This window comes from Gordonia terrae (genome assembly GCF_001698225.1).
Taxonomy (GTDB): domain Bacteria; phylum Actinomycetota; class Actinomycetes; order Mycobacteriales; family Mycobacteriaceae; genus Gordonia; species Gordonia terrae.
In genome coordinates, this window is sequence record NZ_CP016594.1 from 4,971,394 (window position 1) to 4,988,935 (window position 17,542).

Genomic DNA, 17,542 nt, shown 5'->3' on the forward strand with positions numbered 1-17,542 from the left:
CGAATCAGATGTCGCATTACCTTCACCGGCGGTGATCACCGATTGGTGCAGGTAGGCAATCTCAGACTTTTATCCTGTTGTGGTTCACAACACACCATAGACTATGGTTTAGTGAAAATGCAGTCGCAAACGAGAGTTCATTGGAGAAGACATGACCATCGCTGACGACATCGACCTGATGGACCTCCGCCCGTTCGCGGCCGGTGTCGACCATGACATGTTCGCGCGACTGCGCACCGAGGACCCGCTGCACTGGAACGCCGAGCCCGACGGCCGTGGATTCTGGTCGGTCACCCGCTATGAGGACGTCAAGGCCGTCGCCTCCAACGCCGAGGACTTCACCGTCACCCAGGGCACGCAGATCGCGAGTCGCCGCGCGGAGGGTGAGGGCGCGCGCAGTATTCACCATGTCGATCCGCCCGAGCACGGCAAATTGCGGGGGATCGTCACGCCACACGTGCGGCCGGTCAAGCTCAAGTCGCTCGAAGGTGACATCTCCGCGGTCATCGACGAGTTGCTCGACGCCCACACCGGCGCCGGCGACATCGACTTCGTGGCCTCCGTCGCCGCGCAGCTCCCGCTGGTGATGATCGGGCGACTGCTCGGCGCGCCGCTCGAGGACTGCCCCAACCTGTTGCGGTGGACGAACCAGATGGCCAGTGAGGACCCCGACTACTCAGAGGGTCCGGAGACCGCGGTGAAGGCACGCGACGAGGTCTTCGACTATTTCCGCGGATTGGAGAAGCTGCGCCGGGAATGCCCCGCCGACGACCTGATCAGTGTGCTGACCGCGGCCGAGCTCGATGGTGTACCCCTCTCCCGCGGCTACCTCGACGCCTACTATTTGATCCTCATGGTCGCCGGGAACGAGACGACCCGCAATCTGCTGTCCGGCGGCGTCAACGTCCTGGCCGAGAATCCGCAGTGGTGGGACTTCATGCGAGCGAACCCCGCCAAGATCCGGGTGGTCGTCGAAGAGATGGTCCGCTGGGTCTCGCCTGTCCTGTCCATGCGCCGCACCGCCACCCGCGACATCGAGATGCACGGCAAGACGATCCGCGAGGGCGACAAGGTCGTGATGTGGTTCTGCTCGGCCAACCGCGACGAACGCGCCTTCGACGATCCGGAGACGTTCATCGGCAACCGGTTCCCCAACGAGCATGTCGGCTTCGGATGGGGCGCGCATGCCTGCCTCGGCTCGAACCTCGCCCGTCTCGAAGCACGGTTGTTCTTCACCCGCATCATCGAGCGGGGACTGGGCATCACCGTCCTGGACACGCCGAACCGATTGCAGAGCAACTTCTTCCGCGGTATCAAGACGCTCCCGGTCCGGATCGAGGCCACCCGATGAGCATGGGCACGATCGGCGACCCCCCGACGATCGCCGGTGTCGGTCCGGCCGCGCTGATCGAGGATCGTACGATCCCGGGTGGCGCGCCTATCCCGGTCGTCAATCCTTTCACCGACCGCGAGATCGGTGTGACCCATGAGGCGGGCGCAGCCCTCGTCGACGAAGCTGTTGCCGCCGCGGTCGCCGCACTCCCGGGGTGGTCGCGGACACCCGCGTCTCGGCGAGCTGCCGTGCTGCGGTCGACCGCGGATCTCATCGAGCGGCCGAGCCACCGGATCCCGGCCATGGTGACCGATGAAATGGGAATGCCCATAACGCTTTCGACTGTCACACAGCAGGCATTGCCGGCAACGGTCCTGCGGGCAACCGCAGATGCCGCCGAGAGCTTTCCCTGGGAGCAGACCTCTGACGGGACGATCCTGCGCCGGGTGGCCGGCGGCGTGGTCGCGGCCATCACTCCGTGGAACATGCCCGTGCACCAGATCATCGCCAAGGTCGCGGCCGCATTCGCCGCAGGGTGCACCGTGGTGCTCAAGCCTTCCGAGGCCACCCCGTTCGACGCGATGCTGGTGCGCCGGTGCTTCATCGACGCCGGCCTACCCGCGGGTGCCTTCGCCATCGTCAACGGCACGGGACCGGTGACCGGGCAGGCCCTGGCGTCGCATCCCGACATCGCGCACGTGTCGTTCACCGGCAGCGTACGCGGTGGAAAGGCCGTTGCCACAGCAGCTGTGGAGTCGCTCGCACGGACCACGCTCGAACTCGGCGGCAAATCGCCCGCCGTGGTTTTGCCCGACGCCGACCTCGACGCCGTGGTACCGCGAGTGCTGGCGTCCGGGTTGGTCAACTCCGGGCAGGCCTGCAACGCCACGAGCCGCCTCGTGCTGCCCGCCGCACACGCCGACCGCATCGAGACGTTGATCGACACCGCACTCGGGCACTTCGTGTTCGGCGACCCGACCGCGTCGGAGACCACTCACGGCCCGCTCGCCTCCCCTGCGCACGCCCGACGAGTTCTCGACCATGTCGATCGTGCTCGTCAGGACGGCGCCCGGGTGATCGCCGGCACCGGAAGCCAACTCGACATCGGCGACTCCCGTTCGTTCGTCTCTCCGATCGTGTTCGGCGATCTCGACCCCACCGCCGCAGCGGTCCGCGAGGAGATCTTCGGTCCGGTCCTGGTGGCGCAGTACTACCACGACGTCGCAGAGGCCATCGAGCTGGCGAACGACAGCCAGTACGGGTTGTCGGCAGAGGTGTGGTCGGCCGACCGGGATCACGCGCTCGAGGTCGCGACGCAGCTGGAAGTGGGCCAGGTCAAGGTCAACGGGGTTCGTACCCGCGAACGACCGACCGTGCCCTTCGGCGGGGTCAAGAAGTCCGGTCACGGTCGCGAGCTGGGCAGTGCGGGAATCACCGAGTTCACCGAGATCATGGCGGTGATGGCATGACCGTCCCCGCACGCACTGTCGTCATCACCGGCGCCGCCTCGGGGATCGGGCTGGCCCTGGTCCGGCGGATTCTCGATCGGGAACCCGACACCCGACTCATCGCCGTCGACATCGCCGACTGCCCGGATGAGCGGGCCGACTCCCTGCTGTGCGACCTCTCCGACCTGGAGGCAGTTGCCGCGCTGGACCTGCCCGATGCCATTGACGCGCTGGCCAACGTCGCCGGTGTCCCCGGCACCGCACCGGCCGAGACCGTATTGGCAGTGAACACACTCGGATTGCGGGCGCTGACATTCCGGGCTCTCGAACGGATTCCGGCCGGCGGCGCCATCGTCAACGTCGCCTCGATCGCGGCGAACCGGAACACCGTCGCGCACGACGACATCATCGGCCTGCTCGAGGTTCGCGACCGGGAGGAATTGCGTAGCTGGATTTCTCGGGTGCGGATCGAGGGCCCAGCCGCCTACGACGCCTCCAAACGCGCGGTCGTCGACTGGACCGTCGCACTGTCGGCGTCGCTGCAGCCCCGGGGAATTCGAGCCCTGTCGGTCAGCCCGGGCCCCACCGAGACCCCGATCCTGTCCGACTTCGAACAGTCGATGGGCGCCGAGGCCATCGCACGATCGGCGTCGATGGTCGGCCGCCACGGCACGGCGACCGAGTCGGCGTCGGTGATCGACTTCTTACTCGGCCCGGACGCCGCCTGGGTCAACGGCATCGACGTACCCGTCGAGGGCGGACTCACCGCACTGCGCGCCACAGCCATCCCCCTTCCCCTGTCCCGACCCCGTAGCCGGGTCGACATCGCCGAGTGAAAGGACCACTCATGACCACACCTGCTGTCCTCGCACTGGACGGAACCGCGCCGGCCGATCGAGAGCTGCTCGGCGGCAAGGCCTACAGCGTGAACCGCATGCGGTCGCTGGGATTACCGGTCCCACCTGCCTTCGCCCTCACCACACCCGTCTGCGCCCAGTTCACCGAAGCAGGCGGTCAGCTCCCCACCCGCGTCTGGGAGGGGGTGCTCGCCCAGCTCCGCGTCCTGGAGCAGCAGACCGGAAAGGTCTTCGGCGCCGGCCCGTTCCCTCTGCTGGTCTCGGTGCGCTCGGGCGCTGCCCAGAGCATGCCCGGCATGATGGACACCGTGCTCAATCTCGGCCTCACCCGCGAGCTGGTCGCACAGCTGGCCGAGGCGACCGGCGACCCCGACTGGGCCCGTGACACCTGGGAGCGATTCCGCGCCGGATACGGCGACATCGTGCTCGGCGACGCCACTGCCGCACCACCCACCGACCCGTACGACCAGTTGCGCGAGGCGATCGGCGCCGTCTTCGGTTCATGGAGCAACGAACGGGTCGCAGCCTATCGACGTCACCACGGTCTGGGCGAGGGCGGCGGCACCGCGGTGACCGTGCAGGCCATGGTGTTCGGCAACCGCGACGATCAGTCCGGGACGGGCGTGGTGTTCAGCCGCGACCCGGCCACCGGCGCACCCGAGCTGTTCGGCGAGTGGCTCGCCCGGGCGCAGGGTGAGGATGTCGTCTCCGGTGAGCGCACACCCGAGAGCATCGACTCCTTCCGCACTCACTCGCCACACCTGCACGCCGAGCTCAGCACGATCGCGCGGACGCTCGAGAACGAACACCGCGATCTCGTCGACATCGAGTTCACCGTGGAGAGCGGCACGCTCTACATGCTGCAATGCCGCTCGGGCAAGCGATCCGCGCGTGCCGCGGTCCGCATCGCCGTCGACCTGGTCCGCGAGGGGCTCATCAACCGAAACGATGCCATCTCGCGGATCAGTCCCGAACAGGCGAAGTCGTTGTCGCAGAACAACTCGGCAGACGCCGGGGCCGACGTCCTCGCCACGGGCACGGGCGCCGGCCCCGGTGCCGCGGTCGGCGTCGTGCACACCGACACCGACGATGCCTGTGCCGCAGCGGCACGCGGCGAGCACGTCGTCCTCGTCCGGCCCTCGACCTCGCCGGCCGACGTGCCCGCGATGTTCGACTCCGTGGCGGTCGTGACCGAGGTCGGCGGTACGACGTCCCACGCCGCCCTGGTGTGCCGCGAGATCGGGGTGCCCTGCGTGGTCGGGTGCGGGATCGGACTCTCCGACGCCCTCGCCGGGCAGACGGTCACCGTCGACGGAACAACCGGAAAGGTCTATGCCGGTGACGTTCTCAGTGCCGGCACCTCCGCCGACGAGTACGTCGACGAGTTGGTGTCCTATCTGCCGGACGCGCCGCCACCCGAACACCCACTGGCCGAGCTAATCACCGCACGAACACTCCAGGGGGCCTGATGAGCACCGACACCGGACCGGACGCCCGTGCGCACGATGGGATCGACGCTGCTTACTCGGCAGCCGGCCTTCTCGATCACACCGCGGCCCCGGCCAAGCGCGCGAACAAACGCGGTGAACAGACTCGTGACAAACTGGTCAAAGCGGCCACGGAGTGCTTCACCGAATACGGGTACACGCGCACCCGGATCTCCGACATCACGCACCGCGCGGAGATCTCGCAGGGCAACTTCTATCGGCATTTCGTCGGTCTCGACGACATCTTCCTCGCCGCGTTGCGACCATCGTTGCTGGAACTGGCCAATGCACGATTGCGTCCCGATCGCGCCCAGGGCGAGTTGCAGTCGCTGATCGAGGTCAACACCACGTATCTCCAGGCCTACGCTCGCAGTCGCCACATGCTGCGACTGCTCCGCGAGGCGGCCGCGGCCAGTGAGAACCGAGGGTTCCAGCAGCTCTGGCTCAATCTGCGGGGCGACTTCGTGCGACGCACCGAGCGCTGGCTCGACCGCCTCGTCGCCAACGGGACCATCGAGGCCTGTGACACCGAGTTGCTCGCCGAGACCCTGGGCTGCGCCACCGAGCAGATGGCCTACATCCACGTCGGTCTGCCGGCCAGCACCCCGCGACGAGAGCGCCTCGAGGCACTCGGGACCGCGCTCGGCGAACTCTGGTACCGGGTCATCCCGCTCACCTCCAGGACGACGGCATGACCCGCTCCGTCGCCTCGCCGGTCGAGCGCACCCTCGGGATCGACGTCACCGTGACCGCGGTCCGCGACGAGACGTCCGAGGCACGCACGATCGTGCTGGACTTCCCCGCGGGCAGCGACTACCGACCCGGGCAGTTCATCACCGTGCGCATCCCGAGCGATCGGACCGGCTCGGTCGCGCGCAGCTATTCGTTGTCGACCGCACCCGGGGTCGACGCCACTGCGGCGATCACCGTCAAGCGAACCCGCGACGGCTACGGATCGAACTGGTTGTGCGACAACGCCGAAGCCGGCCTGACCCTGCACGTCATCCCACCGTCGGGGGCCTTCACGCCGCGCTCCTGGACACACCCGCTGTACCTGTTCGCGGCCGGCAGCGGCGTGACGCCGGTGATGTCGATCCTGCGTTCGGCCCTTGAATCCCACGACACGGCGGTGACCCTGTTCTACGCCAACCGGGACCGCGCGTCGACCATCTTCGCCGACGCGATCGACGAGCTGGCCGTGCGTCATCCCGACCGGTTGACAGTGCATCACTGGCTGGAGGCCGATCGGGGTCTGCCCACCGCGGAGGCGATCGGCGACGTCGTCGCCGACGCCGAGGACTGCGAGGCCTTCATCTGCGGTCCGGCGCCGTTCATGGACCTCGTCGAGCGCGCCGTGCGCGAGCGCGGTCTGCACCATGAGGCGGTTCACGTGGAGAGGTACGTGTCGCTGACCGGCGACCCGTTCATCCTCGCCACGCACGACGACGAGTCGGACGCCCAAGAGGTCACCGTGCACATCGACGGCGACGTCCGCACGGTTCGCTGCGGCACGGACACCGTGCTGCTCGACGCACTGCTCGCCGCCGACGTCGATGCACCGTACTCCTGCCGGGAAGGTGATTGCGGGTCGTGCGTGGCCCGACTGACCGCAGGCGACGTCGACCACGGCAACGGCATCGCGTTGGAACCCGAGGACATCGACGACGGATACCTGCTGGCCTGTCAGGCGACGCCGAAGGGTCCGGTCACCATCGAGTTCGACTGATCAGATCCCGAGATCCGGCGCCTGCGCATACTCCTCGTCGGTGACCGGGTCGAGCCACTCGACGGCGTCGTACTGATCGTCGGCCTCGTTGATGGCCAGATGGACCATCAGCCGCGTCGGGGTGGCACCGTGCCAATGCTCCTCGTCGGCTTCGAAGAGCACGCGGTCACCGGGGCGGATGACCTCGACGGGGCCACCGCGCCGCTGGCACAGGCCGATCCCCTCGGTGACGAAGATCGTCTGGCTGAGCGCGTGCCGGTGCCAGTGCGTCCGCGCTCCGGGCATGAAGTGGACGAGGTTCGCCGAGACCCGCGAGGGCGCCGGAGCTGCGGCGACGGCATCGATGTACACGTCGCCGGTGAACCAGTCGCCGGGTCCTTTGACGGTGTCGATGGAGCTGCGGGTGATCCTCATATTGAGCACCTTTCGTTTGACGTGAGGGTACCGGCGGATGCCGATCGGCGACTCCGGACAGGGGGCAGACGGTGAGCAAGACCTTCGTCGCGCGTCGTTCATCCATGGCCCGATAGCCCTCGGCCGCGTCCTCGAGCGGGAGAGTCAGGTCGAAGACCTTGCCGGGATCGATCTTCCGGTTCCAGATGAGGTCGATCGGACTGGGGCCTGTTCGCCGAGATGTGTGTCGCCATCATGAGGGCGGAGGCGGGTCGCGATCCGCACGACAAGGCGCTGCAGGACCTGGTCGGCGAGTTGTCCACGCGTAGTGACACATTCCGGACTCTGTGGGCCGCCCACGACGTCCGCACCCACGGAGCCGGGACGAAGCGCTTTCACCACCCGGTGGTCGGCGAGCTGACCCTGGCCTACGAGGAACTCGCCGTCACCGCCGACCCGGGCACGATCATGATGATCTACACCGCTGAACCCGGCTCACCCAGCGCCGAGCGCCTCCAACTCCTCGCCTCCTACGCCGCCAGCGAGGTGGCCGAGTTCTGAGGGCCGCGCCGCCAGAGACCGACGTTGAGACGACAATCACTGTTCATTTCTTTCGGTGCCCCCGCTGCAGCTCACGCCGGACGTGCGCGCTCATACCCTGTCCGAATAGTGCCTTTTGCAGCACTTTCGGGGAGCCTCACTTCTGACTACATGTGGTATCAGATATCTGTTCCAGTCCGCATTTCAGAGGAGAAGCAGATGATCCGAGGCAGAGCGCTGGTCGCCGCCACCGTGGCCGCGATGCTGACATGGACGGGAGTCGGCGCCGCGGTGGCCGATCCGAACATCCAGCTTCCCGGCCGAGACGACGGCACGTCGAACTGCGCCGTCCTCAACGGGCGGGCCTTCGCCGGGTACATCGGTACCGGTGACCCACAACCGACCCGGCCGATCGACGAACGTTTTGCCACGGCACCGACCGACTGGTGCAACACGAATGTCGGCTACAGCAAGACGTCATACGGCTCCGACGGCGTCACGTTCAAGGCGCCGCCGACCGTCGAGGGCCTGTTCCCGTACAACAATGCGGAGATCCTCGCCAAGCCCGTGTTCGAGCCGGGCCAGACCATGACGATGCGTGTCGGCGGTACCGAGCAGATCAAGTCCTGGAACGGAACCACCGGCTGGGGAGTCTCCAATCGCTCCATCGACCCACTGGGACTGGAGATCGCCTGGTTCATGTACAACGGCTCCGCCGGCCTGGTCGGCCAGGCCAGCACGCTCACCGCACCGATCGCGCAGGCCCTCGGGCAGGACTTCCCCAAGGGCTTTTTCATGATGGTCAAGAAGTCGGGAACCCTTGTCCCGCAGGCCAGACTGCTACCGATGAGCATTCTCGACAAGCAGCACGACTATGCCGTCAAACTCGGCAGCAAGCAGGTCGGGTTCTTCGTCGATGGCAAGGAGGTGGGGACGTTCGACAACGCCCCCACCGGCAAGTGGACCGACATCTCGCGTCAGCCCGTCCCGCTACTGGGTCAGATGTGGCTGGATTCGAGCTATTGGTTCCCGCTGCCGATCCCGGAGTACAACGGCCGCTGGCAGACAGCCACGATGAGCCACTACCGTCAGGGCCCCTCCGCCACGACCCCGTTGACGTTCGACAACTGATCGACGTCTCCCCGGCCCGATGGCCCATGCCGACCACGTGTGGGCAGGAGCCATCGGGCCATCGGCATTCACCGGGTCCCGAGCATCACGATCATCCGACGTCGTTCAGAGCGGGCGGATGCGGACCTCGGTTCGGTCGGCGAGGTCGACGTCGAGAGTCGCGTGTCCGGAACCGTCAGCGGTCACGGTGACCACGGCCGGCGTTGCGGGGTTGTCGACGCGGTATCGTCCGGCGGGAGTCAATCGCGCGAGTCGCAGCGTCGACCGGCGAACGTCACTGCCGGGCCGGAGCACCAATTCGAGTCCTTCGCCGTCGGTGACCGCCTTGGCCACGAGCACATCCGGATAGTCCGCACCGGCGAGAATCGGCCCTGTCGTCCACGCAGCCGGGAGGTCACCGGCGGACAGGCCACGCAGCCCGTCGGGCACCATGAACCGGCTCAGCGCATATGCCAGCGACACCCAGGTGGAGACGCCACTCATCTTGCGCGCACCCGAGTCCGACGTCTCGAACCGGAATCTGTCGGTGATGGCCAGCTCGAGTCCGTCGGCGGTGTCGGTGTCACCGATCTCCCGCGCCGCGCACAGGACGTTGACCCACGCCCACGCGTCACCCATCCGGTATGAGCCGACGTCGAGGTGGTCGATCGGTTCGGTACGTAACCGCACATCCGACCCGGACCCCTCGATTCGCTTGCGCCGCAGCGTCTCCCACGTCGACTCCGCCAGATCCGGCATGACGCCGTTCAGCCAGTAGGTCATGATCGCGTCGTTCGACAGCGTCGGTGGCAGCGCGAGGCCCGCGGGTCCGCGACCGAAACGGAAACGCCCGGAACGGGTCAGGTATCCGTGATCGGTGAACGCGGCGCGGGTCCGGGTGACGAGGTCACCCGTCAGGTCGGTGTCGTGCAGGCGGTCGTACCCCCGTAGCCCGACGAGGGCGATCGTGTTGCACATCGGGTAGATCAGGTGCGGTTCACAGGGATACATCGTGTGCTTGCTCGCCCGCATGTTCCGCACGATCGCCTCGGCGATCGATGTGTATCCGTAGTCGTAGCGGCGAGTCGGACTCCACACCAGGGGGAGGGATCCGTCGACGTCGAACGAACGGTCGTCGTTGAGCGTCTGCTGGAACGCGATCATCGCGGCGAAGAATCCGGTGTACATGACGTTGCCGAACACGATCGGGTCCGGGTTCCAGCGGAGGTAGCCGGCCAGACGTTCCGTCGCCCAGTATCCCCAGACCTTCTTGTCGCACATCTTGCGGATCATCGTCGCCTGCGCGTCGGCGAGATAACCGGTGAACGCCGGGGTGCGGGTGTATTGCGCCATCGACAACGCGTAGCCGACATAGTTGAGCTGGTAACGAAGCGCGCTCCCGCCGATCTGCTCGAGACGGGTGAACCCGTCGAACCGGTCCAGCGGTTGCAACGCGAGGTCGAGCAGGTACCGCTGCGTCGCCAGTTCGACGGGTGTCGACTCCCTCACTGTCGGAACGGTTTCCGGAATGGTCATGAGCGTCCTCGTATCAACGTCGCGGTCGGTCTGGGCACGGGGTGCGGACGGTCGCCGAGCAGCACCACGCCGATCCCGGCGGCGAGCAGACACGACGCCTGGAACATGTGATGGGCGAACGAATCCGGCAGGTGATACAGGCCGAGGACGTGCATGTCGACGACCATGAGTTCCAGGAACACGACGCCGGCGGCCAGTGATCCGCAGCCCGCTGTCTGCGTTCTGGTCAACGGGTCGACGCCCCTGGCCGACAACACCCGGCCGAGGCCGGCGGCGGACGCCGCGATGAGCACGACCCCGACGCTGCGGATCAGCCACGACGAGGAGTCGGCGACATCGTGGGCCACACCGAGGACCACGAGCACCGCCGAGGTCGCCAGGTACAGGCCCGCGGCGATCGCACCCAGACGCAGTGTCCATGCGGCGATCGCCCGGCGCCGGGGTAGCACCGGCAGCTCTCGATGAGTCCGGTCGAACGGAGCCCCGACGACTTTCATCCCGGTCGCGGGCCTGCGCACCGCGGGCGCGAAGCCCGCGTCGGTGCTCGTGCGGCGCCACGGGAGCAGCCGGTGCACCACGGCCAGCACCAGCGTTGCCACGATGCAACACACCATGAGTCCTCCCGTATCAGCTGCTGAAAGGGACGATAGACCGAATTCGTCTCATCGGTACGCGGTTTGCGATCGTCGGGTGCGCGGCCGAATGTCTACTTTTGCGGACTTACCCGACCTGTGCGGTGCGTCATAGCTTCGTGGACGTATCACCCACGTCACACAGGAGTGTTCGCCATGAGCAGGCTGAAGTTCGGTACCTTCCTCGCCCCGATCCACGAACCGGGGCAGAATCCCACGCTGCTGCTGCAGCGCGACCTCGAGTTCGTGCAGTACCTCGAGCAACTCGGGTACGACGAGGCCTGGTTCGGCGAACACCACTCGGCCGGTGCCGAGATCTACGCATCGCCGGAGATCATGATCGCCGCCGCCGGCGAGCGCACCAGCCGCATCAAGCTCGGCACGGGCGTCACCTCGGTGTCGTACCACAACCCGCTCTGGGCGGCCGAGCGCATGATCATGCTCGATCACCTGACCCGCGGGCGCGTCCTGTTCGGCCTCGGGCCGGGATCGCTCCCGACCGACGCCGCGATGCTCGGCCTCTCCCAGATCGACACCCGAGAACTGCTCGCGGAGAACACCGACATCATCATGCGCCTGCTCCGCGGCGAGACGGTGACGGCCAAGACCCGCACTCACGAACTGTTCGACGCGAAGATCCAGATGGCCCCCTACTCTGATCCGCTGTTCGACGTCGTGGTCGCCGCGATCGCGTCGCCGACCGGCGCGCGCCTCGCGGGCAAGTACGGCATCGGCCTCCTCTCGATCGCCGCCACGCTGACCGCGGACGGATTCAGTGCACTGCAACATCATTGGGGCATGCTCGAGGAGTTCGCCGCCCAGTCCGGGCGCAGCGACGAGGTGGACCGGTCGACCTGGCGGCTGGTCGGGCCCTTCCACATCGCGGAGACCAAAGAGCAGGCCTACAAGGACGTCGAACACGGCATCGAGTACTGGTTCAACTACCTCCAGCACGTGGCGGCCTTCCCGCAGATGGATGTCCGCGGGACCAACAAGCACGAGATGATCGACTTCATCAACACCTCCGGGATCGGTGTCATCGGCACCGCCGACGAGGCACGCGCGCAGGTCCAGCGCCTGATCGACCAGTCCGGCGGTTTCGGCACGCTGCTGATCCAGGGCCACGACTGGGCGAACCCGCAGGCCACCAAACGTTCCTATGAGCTGTTCGCCCAGGACGTCATGCCGTACTTCCAGGGGCAGGCGCAACCGATGATCGACGCCGCGGAGCGCGCCCAGGCTGTCCGCGAGGGGCAGGCGGCCGAACATGTGAAGGCCGTGGAGCACATGACGAAGAAGTACGAAGCCGAGCTGGGACGGGTGTGACATGGCGAGCATCGAGGTGACCAAGGACTTCTCCCGATCGGCGGAGGCGGTGTGGGCCTGGATCGGTGACACCGGCGGTGTGGCCGCGTGGATTCCGGCCATCGACGCATCGCGGATGGACGGCGACGTCCGTCACGTGGTCTTCACCGACGGCGCACCGGCGCGCGAGCGCATCGTCGCCTTCGACGAGGAGGCGCGCACGTACTCCTACGAGTACATCGACGGCCCGCTTCCGCTCGAGCACTACCGCTCGACCGTCTCGGTCGCCGCCGACGGCGACGACCACTGCACGGTCCGGTGGTCCGCGGAGTTCGGCGCCGAGTCCGCCGAGGTGGAAGCCGAACTCGCCACGGCCATCGAGGCAATCTACTCGGCCGCTCTCGACGAGCTGGCCATCAAGGCCGTCAGGGTCTGATCCTCCAGGTCTGATCCTCCAGGTCTCGGCGGGTGCGCGGCAGGACGCACCCGCCGGGGCCGCATCGGAAGGAAATCCATTGAATCCCAGTCATACCGCCGACGCGGCGTCCGTGTACGCCGCCGACGCGGACTCGGTCCGCGATCGATACCGGGAGGTGCTCGCGCACTTCGGTTCCGGCGTCGTGGTCATCACCTCGGCCAGGCCGGACGGCTCACCCGTCGGGATGACCGTCGGCTCCTTCACGTCCATCTCGATGGAGCCACCGCTCGTCGGCTTCTTCGCGGGCAACACCTCGACGACGCTGCCCTCGGTCGTGTCGAACGGCGCTTTCTGCGCGAACGTCCTCGCCGAAGACCAGCACCTCCTGGCCCGTACATTCGCGCGCAGCGGCGCGGACAAGTTCGCCGGCGTGGACTGGACCCGATCCGCCAACGGCTCGCCCCGACTGGCCGGTGCGCACGCGTGGATCGAGTGCACCATCGACGACCACCGGCCCATCGGTGATCACGATCTCGTCGTCGGACGGGTCGACGCATTGGGTGTGCCGACTGCCAGCGAGCCGTTGATCTTTCATCGGTCGGTCTTCCACGGATTGCGAGCTCACCGATGATCCCCGACGACCAGATGCGTACGGCCCGTTCCGCGGTCGAGCGGTGCGTCGATCAGCTCCGCCTCGGCCGTCCGGTCATCGTCGTCGACGACGCCGACCGCGAGAACGAAGCCGACCTCGTGATGCCCGCTCAGTTCGCCGACGTCGACGACATCGCCTTCTTCCTCGAACACGCCTCCGGATTCCTGTGTGTGGCGATGACCGCGGACCGTCTGGCCGAGCTCGAACTTCCTCCGATGGTCGATGATCCGACCGACCCCCTCGGCACGGCTTTCACCGTGAGCGTCGACGCGGCCGTCGGTGTCACGACCGGCATCAGCGCGGCCGATCGGGCACGGACGATCCGCAGCCTTGCCGATCCGGACGTCGGCCCGACAGACCTCACGCGTCCGGGTCACGTGATGCCGTTGCGCGCCAGGGAAGGTGGGGTACTCGAACGACGTGGGCACACCGAGGCCGCCGTCGACCTGTGCACCGAAGCCGGCCTCGAACCCGCCGGCCTCATCTGTGAACTCGTCAGCCCGGACCGGCGCGCGATGCTCGGGCGGGCAGACGTCCGGGACTTCGCCGCGCGTCACGGACTCGAGGTCATCTCCATCGCCGACCTCGTGGCCCATCGCCGGGCGGGCTCGTCGGTGGAGCGGGGTGCGACCTGCGCTCTGCCGACCGATCACGGCGTCTTCGAGGCCACCGTCTACCGATCATCCGGTGGCGCCGAACATCTCGCCCTGGTGGTCGGCAATCCCGCGCAGGGTGAGCCGCTGGTTCGCATCCACAGCGAGTGCCTCACCGGTGACACGCTCGGGTCGCGGCGCTGCGACTGCGGCGCCCAGCTGCGAGCCGCACTCCAGCACGTCGCGGACGCCGGCTCCGGGGTCGTGGTGTACGTCGGCGGCCACGAGGGTCGCGGCATCGGTCTCGCGGCCAAGATCGCCGCCTACCGACTCCAGGACCTCGACGGCGTCGACACCGTCGATGCGAACCTGCGCCTCGGCCAGCCCATCGACAGGCGCGACTATCGGGACGCCGCAGCGGTGCTGACAGACCTCGGTATCCGACGCGTCCGGTTGCTGACCAACAACCCGGCCAAGGTCGACGGGCTGGCCTCCGAGGGGGTCGAGGTCGTCGAGGCAGTCGGACTCGAGATCGAGGCCACCGCGGACAACGCCGGATACCTCGCCACCAAGCGCGATCGGCTCGGTCACCGGCTGGCACCGGCGGTGGCGACGACGACAGCGGCGGTGGTCTGAGTGTCTGACGAGAAGACCACGGAGACCATCGGATTCGGCTCGCTGTTCGAGCGGGTGACGGTGATGCACGCGACCGATCGGTGGGCCGGTGTCGCCGGTGACGTCGAAGCGGTCCTGGGATCACCGAAGTTCTCCGACGGTTCAGCGTGGGCGGCCTGGAGTGCGTTGAGCGTCTCCGACGAGACTGACGGGCCGGCGTGGTCACTCCTCGCGCGGACCCCCGACCTCGCGGCGACGATCGAGGTCGCGCACTCGCTGGGGTGGCATGTCGGTGAGAGGTCGGTGGGAGGTCATGAGACCCGGGTCCCCCTCCGCTCGCCGAACGGTCTGACCGTGATCGCATACACCCCGACGTCGTGACCGGAGCGACCCGCTCAGCGTGCCCGTCGCCGAGAACGCAGCACGGTGGTCGCGAGTTCGGCCCGGTTGCGCAGTCCGGCGGCCTCGAAGATGCGGCTCATGTACTTCTTCACCGACAGCTCCGACAGCGACAGTCGCTGGGCGATCTCGGCGTTGCTCAGCCCGTCGCTCACGAGTTCGGCGACCTCCAGTTGCCGCGGCGTGAGTGCCGCCAATGGATCGACGGGCTCGTGCGCCGCGGACACCGTCGCGGTCCGCGCGCGGAGCTGCCGCGCGAGAATGCGCATCGCGAGCATGTCCGACTCGTCCCACTCGCGGACGCGGTCGAACATCCCGATGAGAGCCTCGCCGTCGGACAGTGGCAGGTGAAGGGCCGAGGCGGTGTCCATGTCGTTGGGGTGCAGATAGTCCACGACGTACGAGCGCTGCGGAACCGGCAGGCGGGACAGCTCCTCGAGAGTGGCGAAGCCCTCGGCGGTGAGCACCCGCCTTGCCCGCGGCAGCGCGAAGATGTCCTTGTCGCGCCAGCGTTCGCGGTAGTCCCGCAGCAGCGGGGCCGCGGCGCCGGTCAGCAGCGGTGCCGGATCGTCGAAGATCTCGCTGTAGGTACGGCCGTGGAAGAACGTCACGTCACGAACCCCGAAGTACGTGGAAATGGCCTCGACCAGGCCTTCCTTGAAGTGCTGGCCGCCGGCCGTGTGCTCACACTGTTCGAGCACGGCCAGGACGCCCAGCATCTGTCGACGCGACAACAGGTCCTGCCATCCCCCGCGAGGCGCCACCGACTCGGCGCCGGGCCTGCATCGGGCGCCCGGCTCAGAACTACCGCGCATAGCTATGAACAGTACCCATCGACCCCGAGCCACCGGCTCGGGTCGCACTATTTCACCGGACCGAGAGACACCTGACCATGACGACTTCTCCCCTCCCGACCGACCTCATGGCCGGCCTCATGACCGTGGCCCGGTCCCACTCGCTCGGTGACATCCCACGTCGTTCGGCGGCCCGGACGCCCGACAAGCCGGCCGTCATCCACCGCGACACCCGGCTGACCTTTCGCGAGTTCGACGACGCCGTCGACCGGGTCGCCGCCGCACTGCACGCTGCCGGCCTCAGACAGGGACAGACCCTCGGCATCCTGTCGCACAATTGCTGGCAGTTCCCCGTGGTCGTCTTCGCCGCTGCCCGGATCGGGGTGGTGTCGGTCCCGATCAACTTCATGCTGACCGCGCCGGAGATCGCATACATCCTCGACGACTGCGAGGCCGCCGGCCTGATCGCCGAGGACTCGCTCGTGCCCACCGCCGACGCCGCGATCGCCGCATCGGCGGCACCGGTGACCGTGCGCCGGTCGATCCCACTCGGCCCCGACGGTTCCGACACCCGCTGGCCGTCCATCGACGACTGGCTGAGCGAGCCGGCCGGCGCATTACCCGACGTCCGCATCGCCGACGACGACGTCATCCGCATCATGTACACCTCCGGCACCGAGTCCCGGCCCAAAGGCGCGATGCACACGAGCCGAACGCTGATGTGGCAGTACATGAGTTGTGTGGTGTCGGGCGGCATGACCGACGACGACATCGAGGTGCACTCGCTCCCGCTCTACCACTGCGCCCAGCTGGACAACTTCCTCATCACCGACATCATGCTCGGCGCGACGAGCATCATCCTCGACCGTCCGGAGGCCACGACGCTGTTGCGGACGGTCGCGCGGGAACGAGCGACCAAACTCTTCTGTCCACCCACCGTGTGGATCTCGTTGCTGCGCTCCCCCGACTTCGACCCGGCGGCGCTGTCGTCGCTGCGGAAGGGCTACTACGGGGCGTCGGCGCTCCCCGTCGAGGTGTTGCGCGAGCTGAGCACCAGCCTGCCCGACCTCCGGCTGCGAAACTTCTACGGCCAGACCGAGATGGGTTCCCTGGCCACGGTCCTGGCGCCCGACGACCAGGCGACGCGCGGGGGTTCCGCCGGTCGTCCTGCGCTGAACGTCGAGACGCGGATCGTCGATTCCGACGGTGGTGTAGTGTCGACCGGCAGTGTCGGGGAGATCGTGCATCGCAGCCCGCAGGTCACCGTCGGGTACCTCAACCTGCCCGAGAAGACCGCCGAGTCGTTCCGCGGCGGGTGGTTCCACAGCGGCGATCTCGGCTACTTCGACGACGACGGTTACCTGTGGGTGGTCGACCGGCAGAAGGACATGATCAAGACCGGCGGCGAGAACGTGTCGAGCCGCGAGGTCGAGGAGGTGCTGTTCTCCCACCCCGCCGTGCACGAGGCGGCTGTCATCGGAGTCCCGCACCCGCATTGGGTCGAAGCGGTTGCCGCAGTAGTCATTCCCGCTGCCGAACACACCGTCGATCCGGCGGAGATCATCCAGTACTGCCGGGATCGGCTCGCCCCGTACAAGATCCCGAAGTACGTCGTCGCCGCCGAGTCGCTGCCCAAGAACCCCAGCGGCAAGATCCTGAAACGCGACCTCCGCGACCGCTACGCCGACGTCGTCGACGGTTGAG

Annotated in this window: 17 protein-coding genes and 2 pseudogenes; 14 read left to right on the forward strand and 5 right to left on the reverse strand. The window is 67.5% G+C overall.

Annotated features, from left to right (window positions below):
- Positions 1-151: 151 nt before the first annotated feature.
- Genes BCM27_RS22015 through BCM27_RS22040 form a run of 6 tightly spaced genes read left to right on the forward strand, consistent with a single transcriptional unit; the run spans position 152 to position 6,851 of the window.
- Complete coding sequence (locus BCM27_RS22015; protein ID WP_004022333.1) at positions 152-1,351, forward strand: cytochrome P450; 1,200 nt, start codon at positions 152-154, stop codon at positions 1,349-1,351.
- Entirely contained in the window at positions 1,348-2,802 is a 1,455-nt protein-coding gene (locus BCM27_RS22020) for an aldehyde dehydrogenase family protein (RefSeq protein WP_004022334.1), read from the forward strand. The genes BCM27_RS22015 and BCM27_RS22020 overlap by 4 nt, the downstream gene beginning before the upstream one ends.
- Positions 2,799-3,617 (forward strand): SDR family oxidoreductase, encoded by an 819-nt coding sequence (locus BCM27_RS22025; RefSeq protein WP_004022335.1) that lies wholly within the window; start codon positions 2,799-2,801, stop codon positions 3,615-3,617. Before BCM27_RS22020 ends, BCM27_RS22025 begins: the two co-directional genes overlap by 4 nt.
- Before the next feature lie 11 nt (positions 3,618-3,628).
- A complete protein-coding gene (locus tag BCM27_RS22030; protein WP_004022336.1) occupies positions 3,629-5,107 on the forward strand; it encodes a pyruvate, phosphate dikinase in 1,479 nt (492 codons plus the stop codon).
- Positions 5,107-5,820, forward strand: a complete 714-nt coding sequence (locus BCM27_RS22035) for a TetR/AcrR family transcriptional regulator (RefSeq protein ID WP_004022337.1) — start codon at positions 5,107-5,109, stop codon at positions 5,818-5,820. Before BCM27_RS22030 ends, BCM27_RS22035 begins: the two co-directional genes overlap by 1 nt.
- Complete coding sequence (locus tag BCM27_RS22040) at positions 5,817-6,851, forward strand: ferredoxin--NADP reductase (protein ID WP_004022338.1); 1,035 nt, start codon at positions 5,817-5,819, stop codon at positions 6,849-6,851. The genes BCM27_RS22035 and BCM27_RS22040 overlap by 4 nt, the downstream gene beginning before the upstream one ends.
- Here BCM27_RS22040 and BCM27_RS22045 read toward each other — a convergent pair whose 3' ends face one another.
- Both BCM27_RS22045 and BCM27_RS26130 read right to left on the reverse strand, forming a co-directional pair.
- Positions 6,852-7,265 carry a (R)-mandelonitrile lyase gene (locus tag BCM27_RS22045; RefSeq protein ID WP_004022339.1) on the reverse strand — a complete coding sequence of 138 codons (414 nt, stop codon included), beginning with the start codon at positions 7,263-7,265 and terminating at the stop codon, positions 6,852-6,854.
- Positions 7,266-7,332: 67 nt separating this feature from the next.
- A pseudogene (locus BCM27_RS26130) lies at positions 7,333-7,482 on the reverse strand (IMP dehydrogenase); the annotation flags it as partial.
- Between BCM27_RS26130 and BCM27_RS22050 the strand changes: the two are divergent.
- Positions 7,464-7,805 (forward strand): annotated as a pseudogene (locus BCM27_RS22050) (MmyB family transcriptional regulator); the annotation flags it as partial. The pseudogenes BCM27_RS26130 and BCM27_RS22050 overlap by 19 nt on opposite strands.
- A gap of 198 nt (positions 7,806-8,003) precedes the next feature.
- A complete protein-coding gene (locus BCM27_RS22055; RefSeq protein WP_004022341.1) occupies positions 8,004-8,915 on the forward strand; it encodes a hypothetical protein in 912 nt (303 codons plus the stop codon).
- A 105-nt stretch (positions 8,916-9,020) separates the two neighbouring features.
- Here BCM27_RS22055 and BCM27_RS22060 read toward each other — a convergent pair whose 3' ends face one another.
- Positions 9,021-10,430 carry a linalool dehydratase/isomerase domain-containing protein gene (locus BCM27_RS22060; protein ID WP_004022342.1) on the reverse strand — a complete coding sequence of 470 codons (1,410 nt, stop codon included), beginning with the start codon at positions 10,428-10,430 and terminating at the stop codon, positions 9,021-9,023.
- Entirely contained in the window at positions 10,427-11,029 is a 603-nt protein-coding gene (locus tag BCM27_RS22065) for a hypothetical protein (protein WP_141638831.1), read from the reverse strand. Before BCM27_RS22065 ends, BCM27_RS22060 begins: the two co-directional genes overlap by 4 nt.
- Before the next feature lie 189 nt (positions 11,030-11,218).
- Between BCM27_RS22065 and BCM27_RS22070 the strand changes: the two genes are divergently transcribed.
- From BCM27_RS22070 to BCM27_RS22090, 5 genes are all read left to right on the forward strand, one after another.
- Entirely contained in the window at positions 11,219-12,388 is a 1,170-nt protein-coding gene (locus BCM27_RS22070) for an LLM class flavin-dependent oxidoreductase (RefSeq protein ID WP_004022344.1), read from the forward strand.
- A 1-nt stretch (position 12,389) separates the two neighbouring features.
- Positions 12,390-12,803, forward strand: a complete 414-nt coding sequence (locus BCM27_RS22075) for an SRPBCC family protein (protein ID WP_004022345.1) — start codon at positions 12,390-12,392, stop codon at positions 12,801-12,803.
- Positions 12,804-12,882: 79 nt separating this feature from the next.
- The gene (locus BCM27_RS22080; RefSeq protein ID WP_004022346.1) at positions 12,883-13,416 is read left to right on the forward strand and encodes a flavin reductase family protein; all 534 of its coding nucleotides are present in this window, start codon (positions 12,883-12,885) and stop codon (positions 13,414-13,416) included.
- The gene (ribB, locus tag BCM27_RS22085; RefSeq protein WP_004022347.1) at positions 13,413-14,666 is read left to right on the forward strand and encodes a 3,4-dihydroxy-2-butanone-4-phosphate synthase; all 1,254 of its coding nucleotides are present in this window, start codon (positions 13,413-13,415) and stop codon (positions 14,664-14,666) included. The genes BCM27_RS22080 and ribB overlap by 4 nt, the downstream gene beginning before the upstream one ends.
- A complete protein-coding gene (locus BCM27_RS22090; RefSeq protein WP_004022348.1) occupies positions 14,667-15,026 on the forward strand; it encodes a hypothetical protein in 360 nt (119 codons plus the stop codon). It abuts the gene before it with no gap.
- 14 nt (positions 15,027-15,040) lie between these two features.
- On the opposite strand, the gene BCM27_RS22095 is transcribed toward BCM27_RS22090, so the two are convergent.
- The gene (locus tag BCM27_RS22095; RefSeq protein ID WP_110117443.1) at positions 15,041-15,859 is read right to left on the reverse strand and encodes a helix-turn-helix transcriptional regulator; all 819 of its coding nucleotides are present in this window, start codon (positions 15,857-15,859) and stop codon (positions 15,041-15,043) included.
- A gap of 77 nt (positions 15,860-15,936) precedes the next feature.
- Between BCM27_RS22095 and BCM27_RS22100 the strand changes: the two genes are divergently transcribed.
- Positions 15,937-17,541 carry a fatty acyl-CoA synthetase gene (locus BCM27_RS22100; RefSeq protein ID WP_004022350.1) on the forward strand — a complete coding sequence of 535 codons (1,605 nt, stop codon included), beginning with the start codon at positions 15,937-15,939 and terminating at the stop codon, positions 17,539-17,541.
- Position 17,542: the final 1 nt, after the last annotated feature.

Bases quoted from the DNA above. Each gene is read 5' to 3' on its own strand.
- BCM27_RS22015 (WP_004022333.1), top strand. From the start codon at position 152: ATGACCATCGCTGACGACATCGACCTGATGGACCTCCGCCCGTTCGCG.
- BCM27_RS22020 (WP_004022334.1), top strand. From the start codon at position 1,348: ATGAGCATGGGCACGATCGGCGACCCCCCGACGATCGCCGGTGTCGGT.
- BCM27_RS22025 (WP_004022335.1), top strand. From the start codon at position 2,799: ATGACCGTCCCCGCACGCACTGTCGTCATCACCGGCGCCGCCTCGGGG.
- BCM27_RS22030 (WP_004022336.1), top strand. From the start codon at position 3,629: ATGACCACACCTGCTGTCCTCGCACTGGACGGAACCGCGCCGGCCGAT.
- BCM27_RS22035 (WP_004022337.1), top strand. From the start codon at position 5,107: ATGAGCACCGACACCGGACCGGACGCCCGTGCGCACGATGGGATCGAC.
- BCM27_RS22040 (WP_004022338.1), top strand. From the start codon at position 5,817: ATGACCCGCTCCGTCGCCTCGCCGGTCGAGCGCACCCTCGGGATCGAC.
- BCM27_RS22045 (WP_004022339.1), bottom strand. From the start codon at position 7,265: ATGAGGATCACCCGCAGCTCCATCGACACCGTCAAAGGACCCGGCGAC.
- BCM27_RS22055 (WP_004022341.1), top strand. From the start codon at position 8,004: ATGATCCGAGGCAGAGCGCTGGTCGCCGCCACCGTGGCCGCGATGCTG.
- BCM27_RS22060 (WP_004022342.1), bottom strand. From the start codon at position 10,430: ATGACCATTCCGGAAACCGTTCCGACAGTGAGGGAGTCGACACCCGTC.
- BCM27_RS22070 (WP_004022344.1), top strand. From the start codon at position 11,219: ATGAGCAGGCTGAAGTTCGGTACCTTCCTCGCCCCGATCCACGAACCG.
- BCM27_RS22075 (WP_004022345.1), top strand. From the start codon at position 12,390: ATGGCGAGCATCGAGGTGACCAAGGACTTCTCCCGATCGGCGGAGGCG.
- ribB (WP_004022347.1), top strand. From the start codon at position 13,413: ATGATCCCCGACGACCAGATGCGTACGGCCCGTTCCGCGGTCGAGCGG.
- BCM27_RS22095 (WP_110117443.1), bottom strand. From the start codon at position 15,859: ATGCGCGGTAGTTCTGAGCCGGGCGCCCGATGCAGGCCCGGCGCCGAG.
- BCM27_RS22100 (WP_004022350.1), top strand. From the start codon at position 15,937: ATGACGACTTCTCCCCTCCCGACCGACCTCATGGCCGGCCTCATGACC.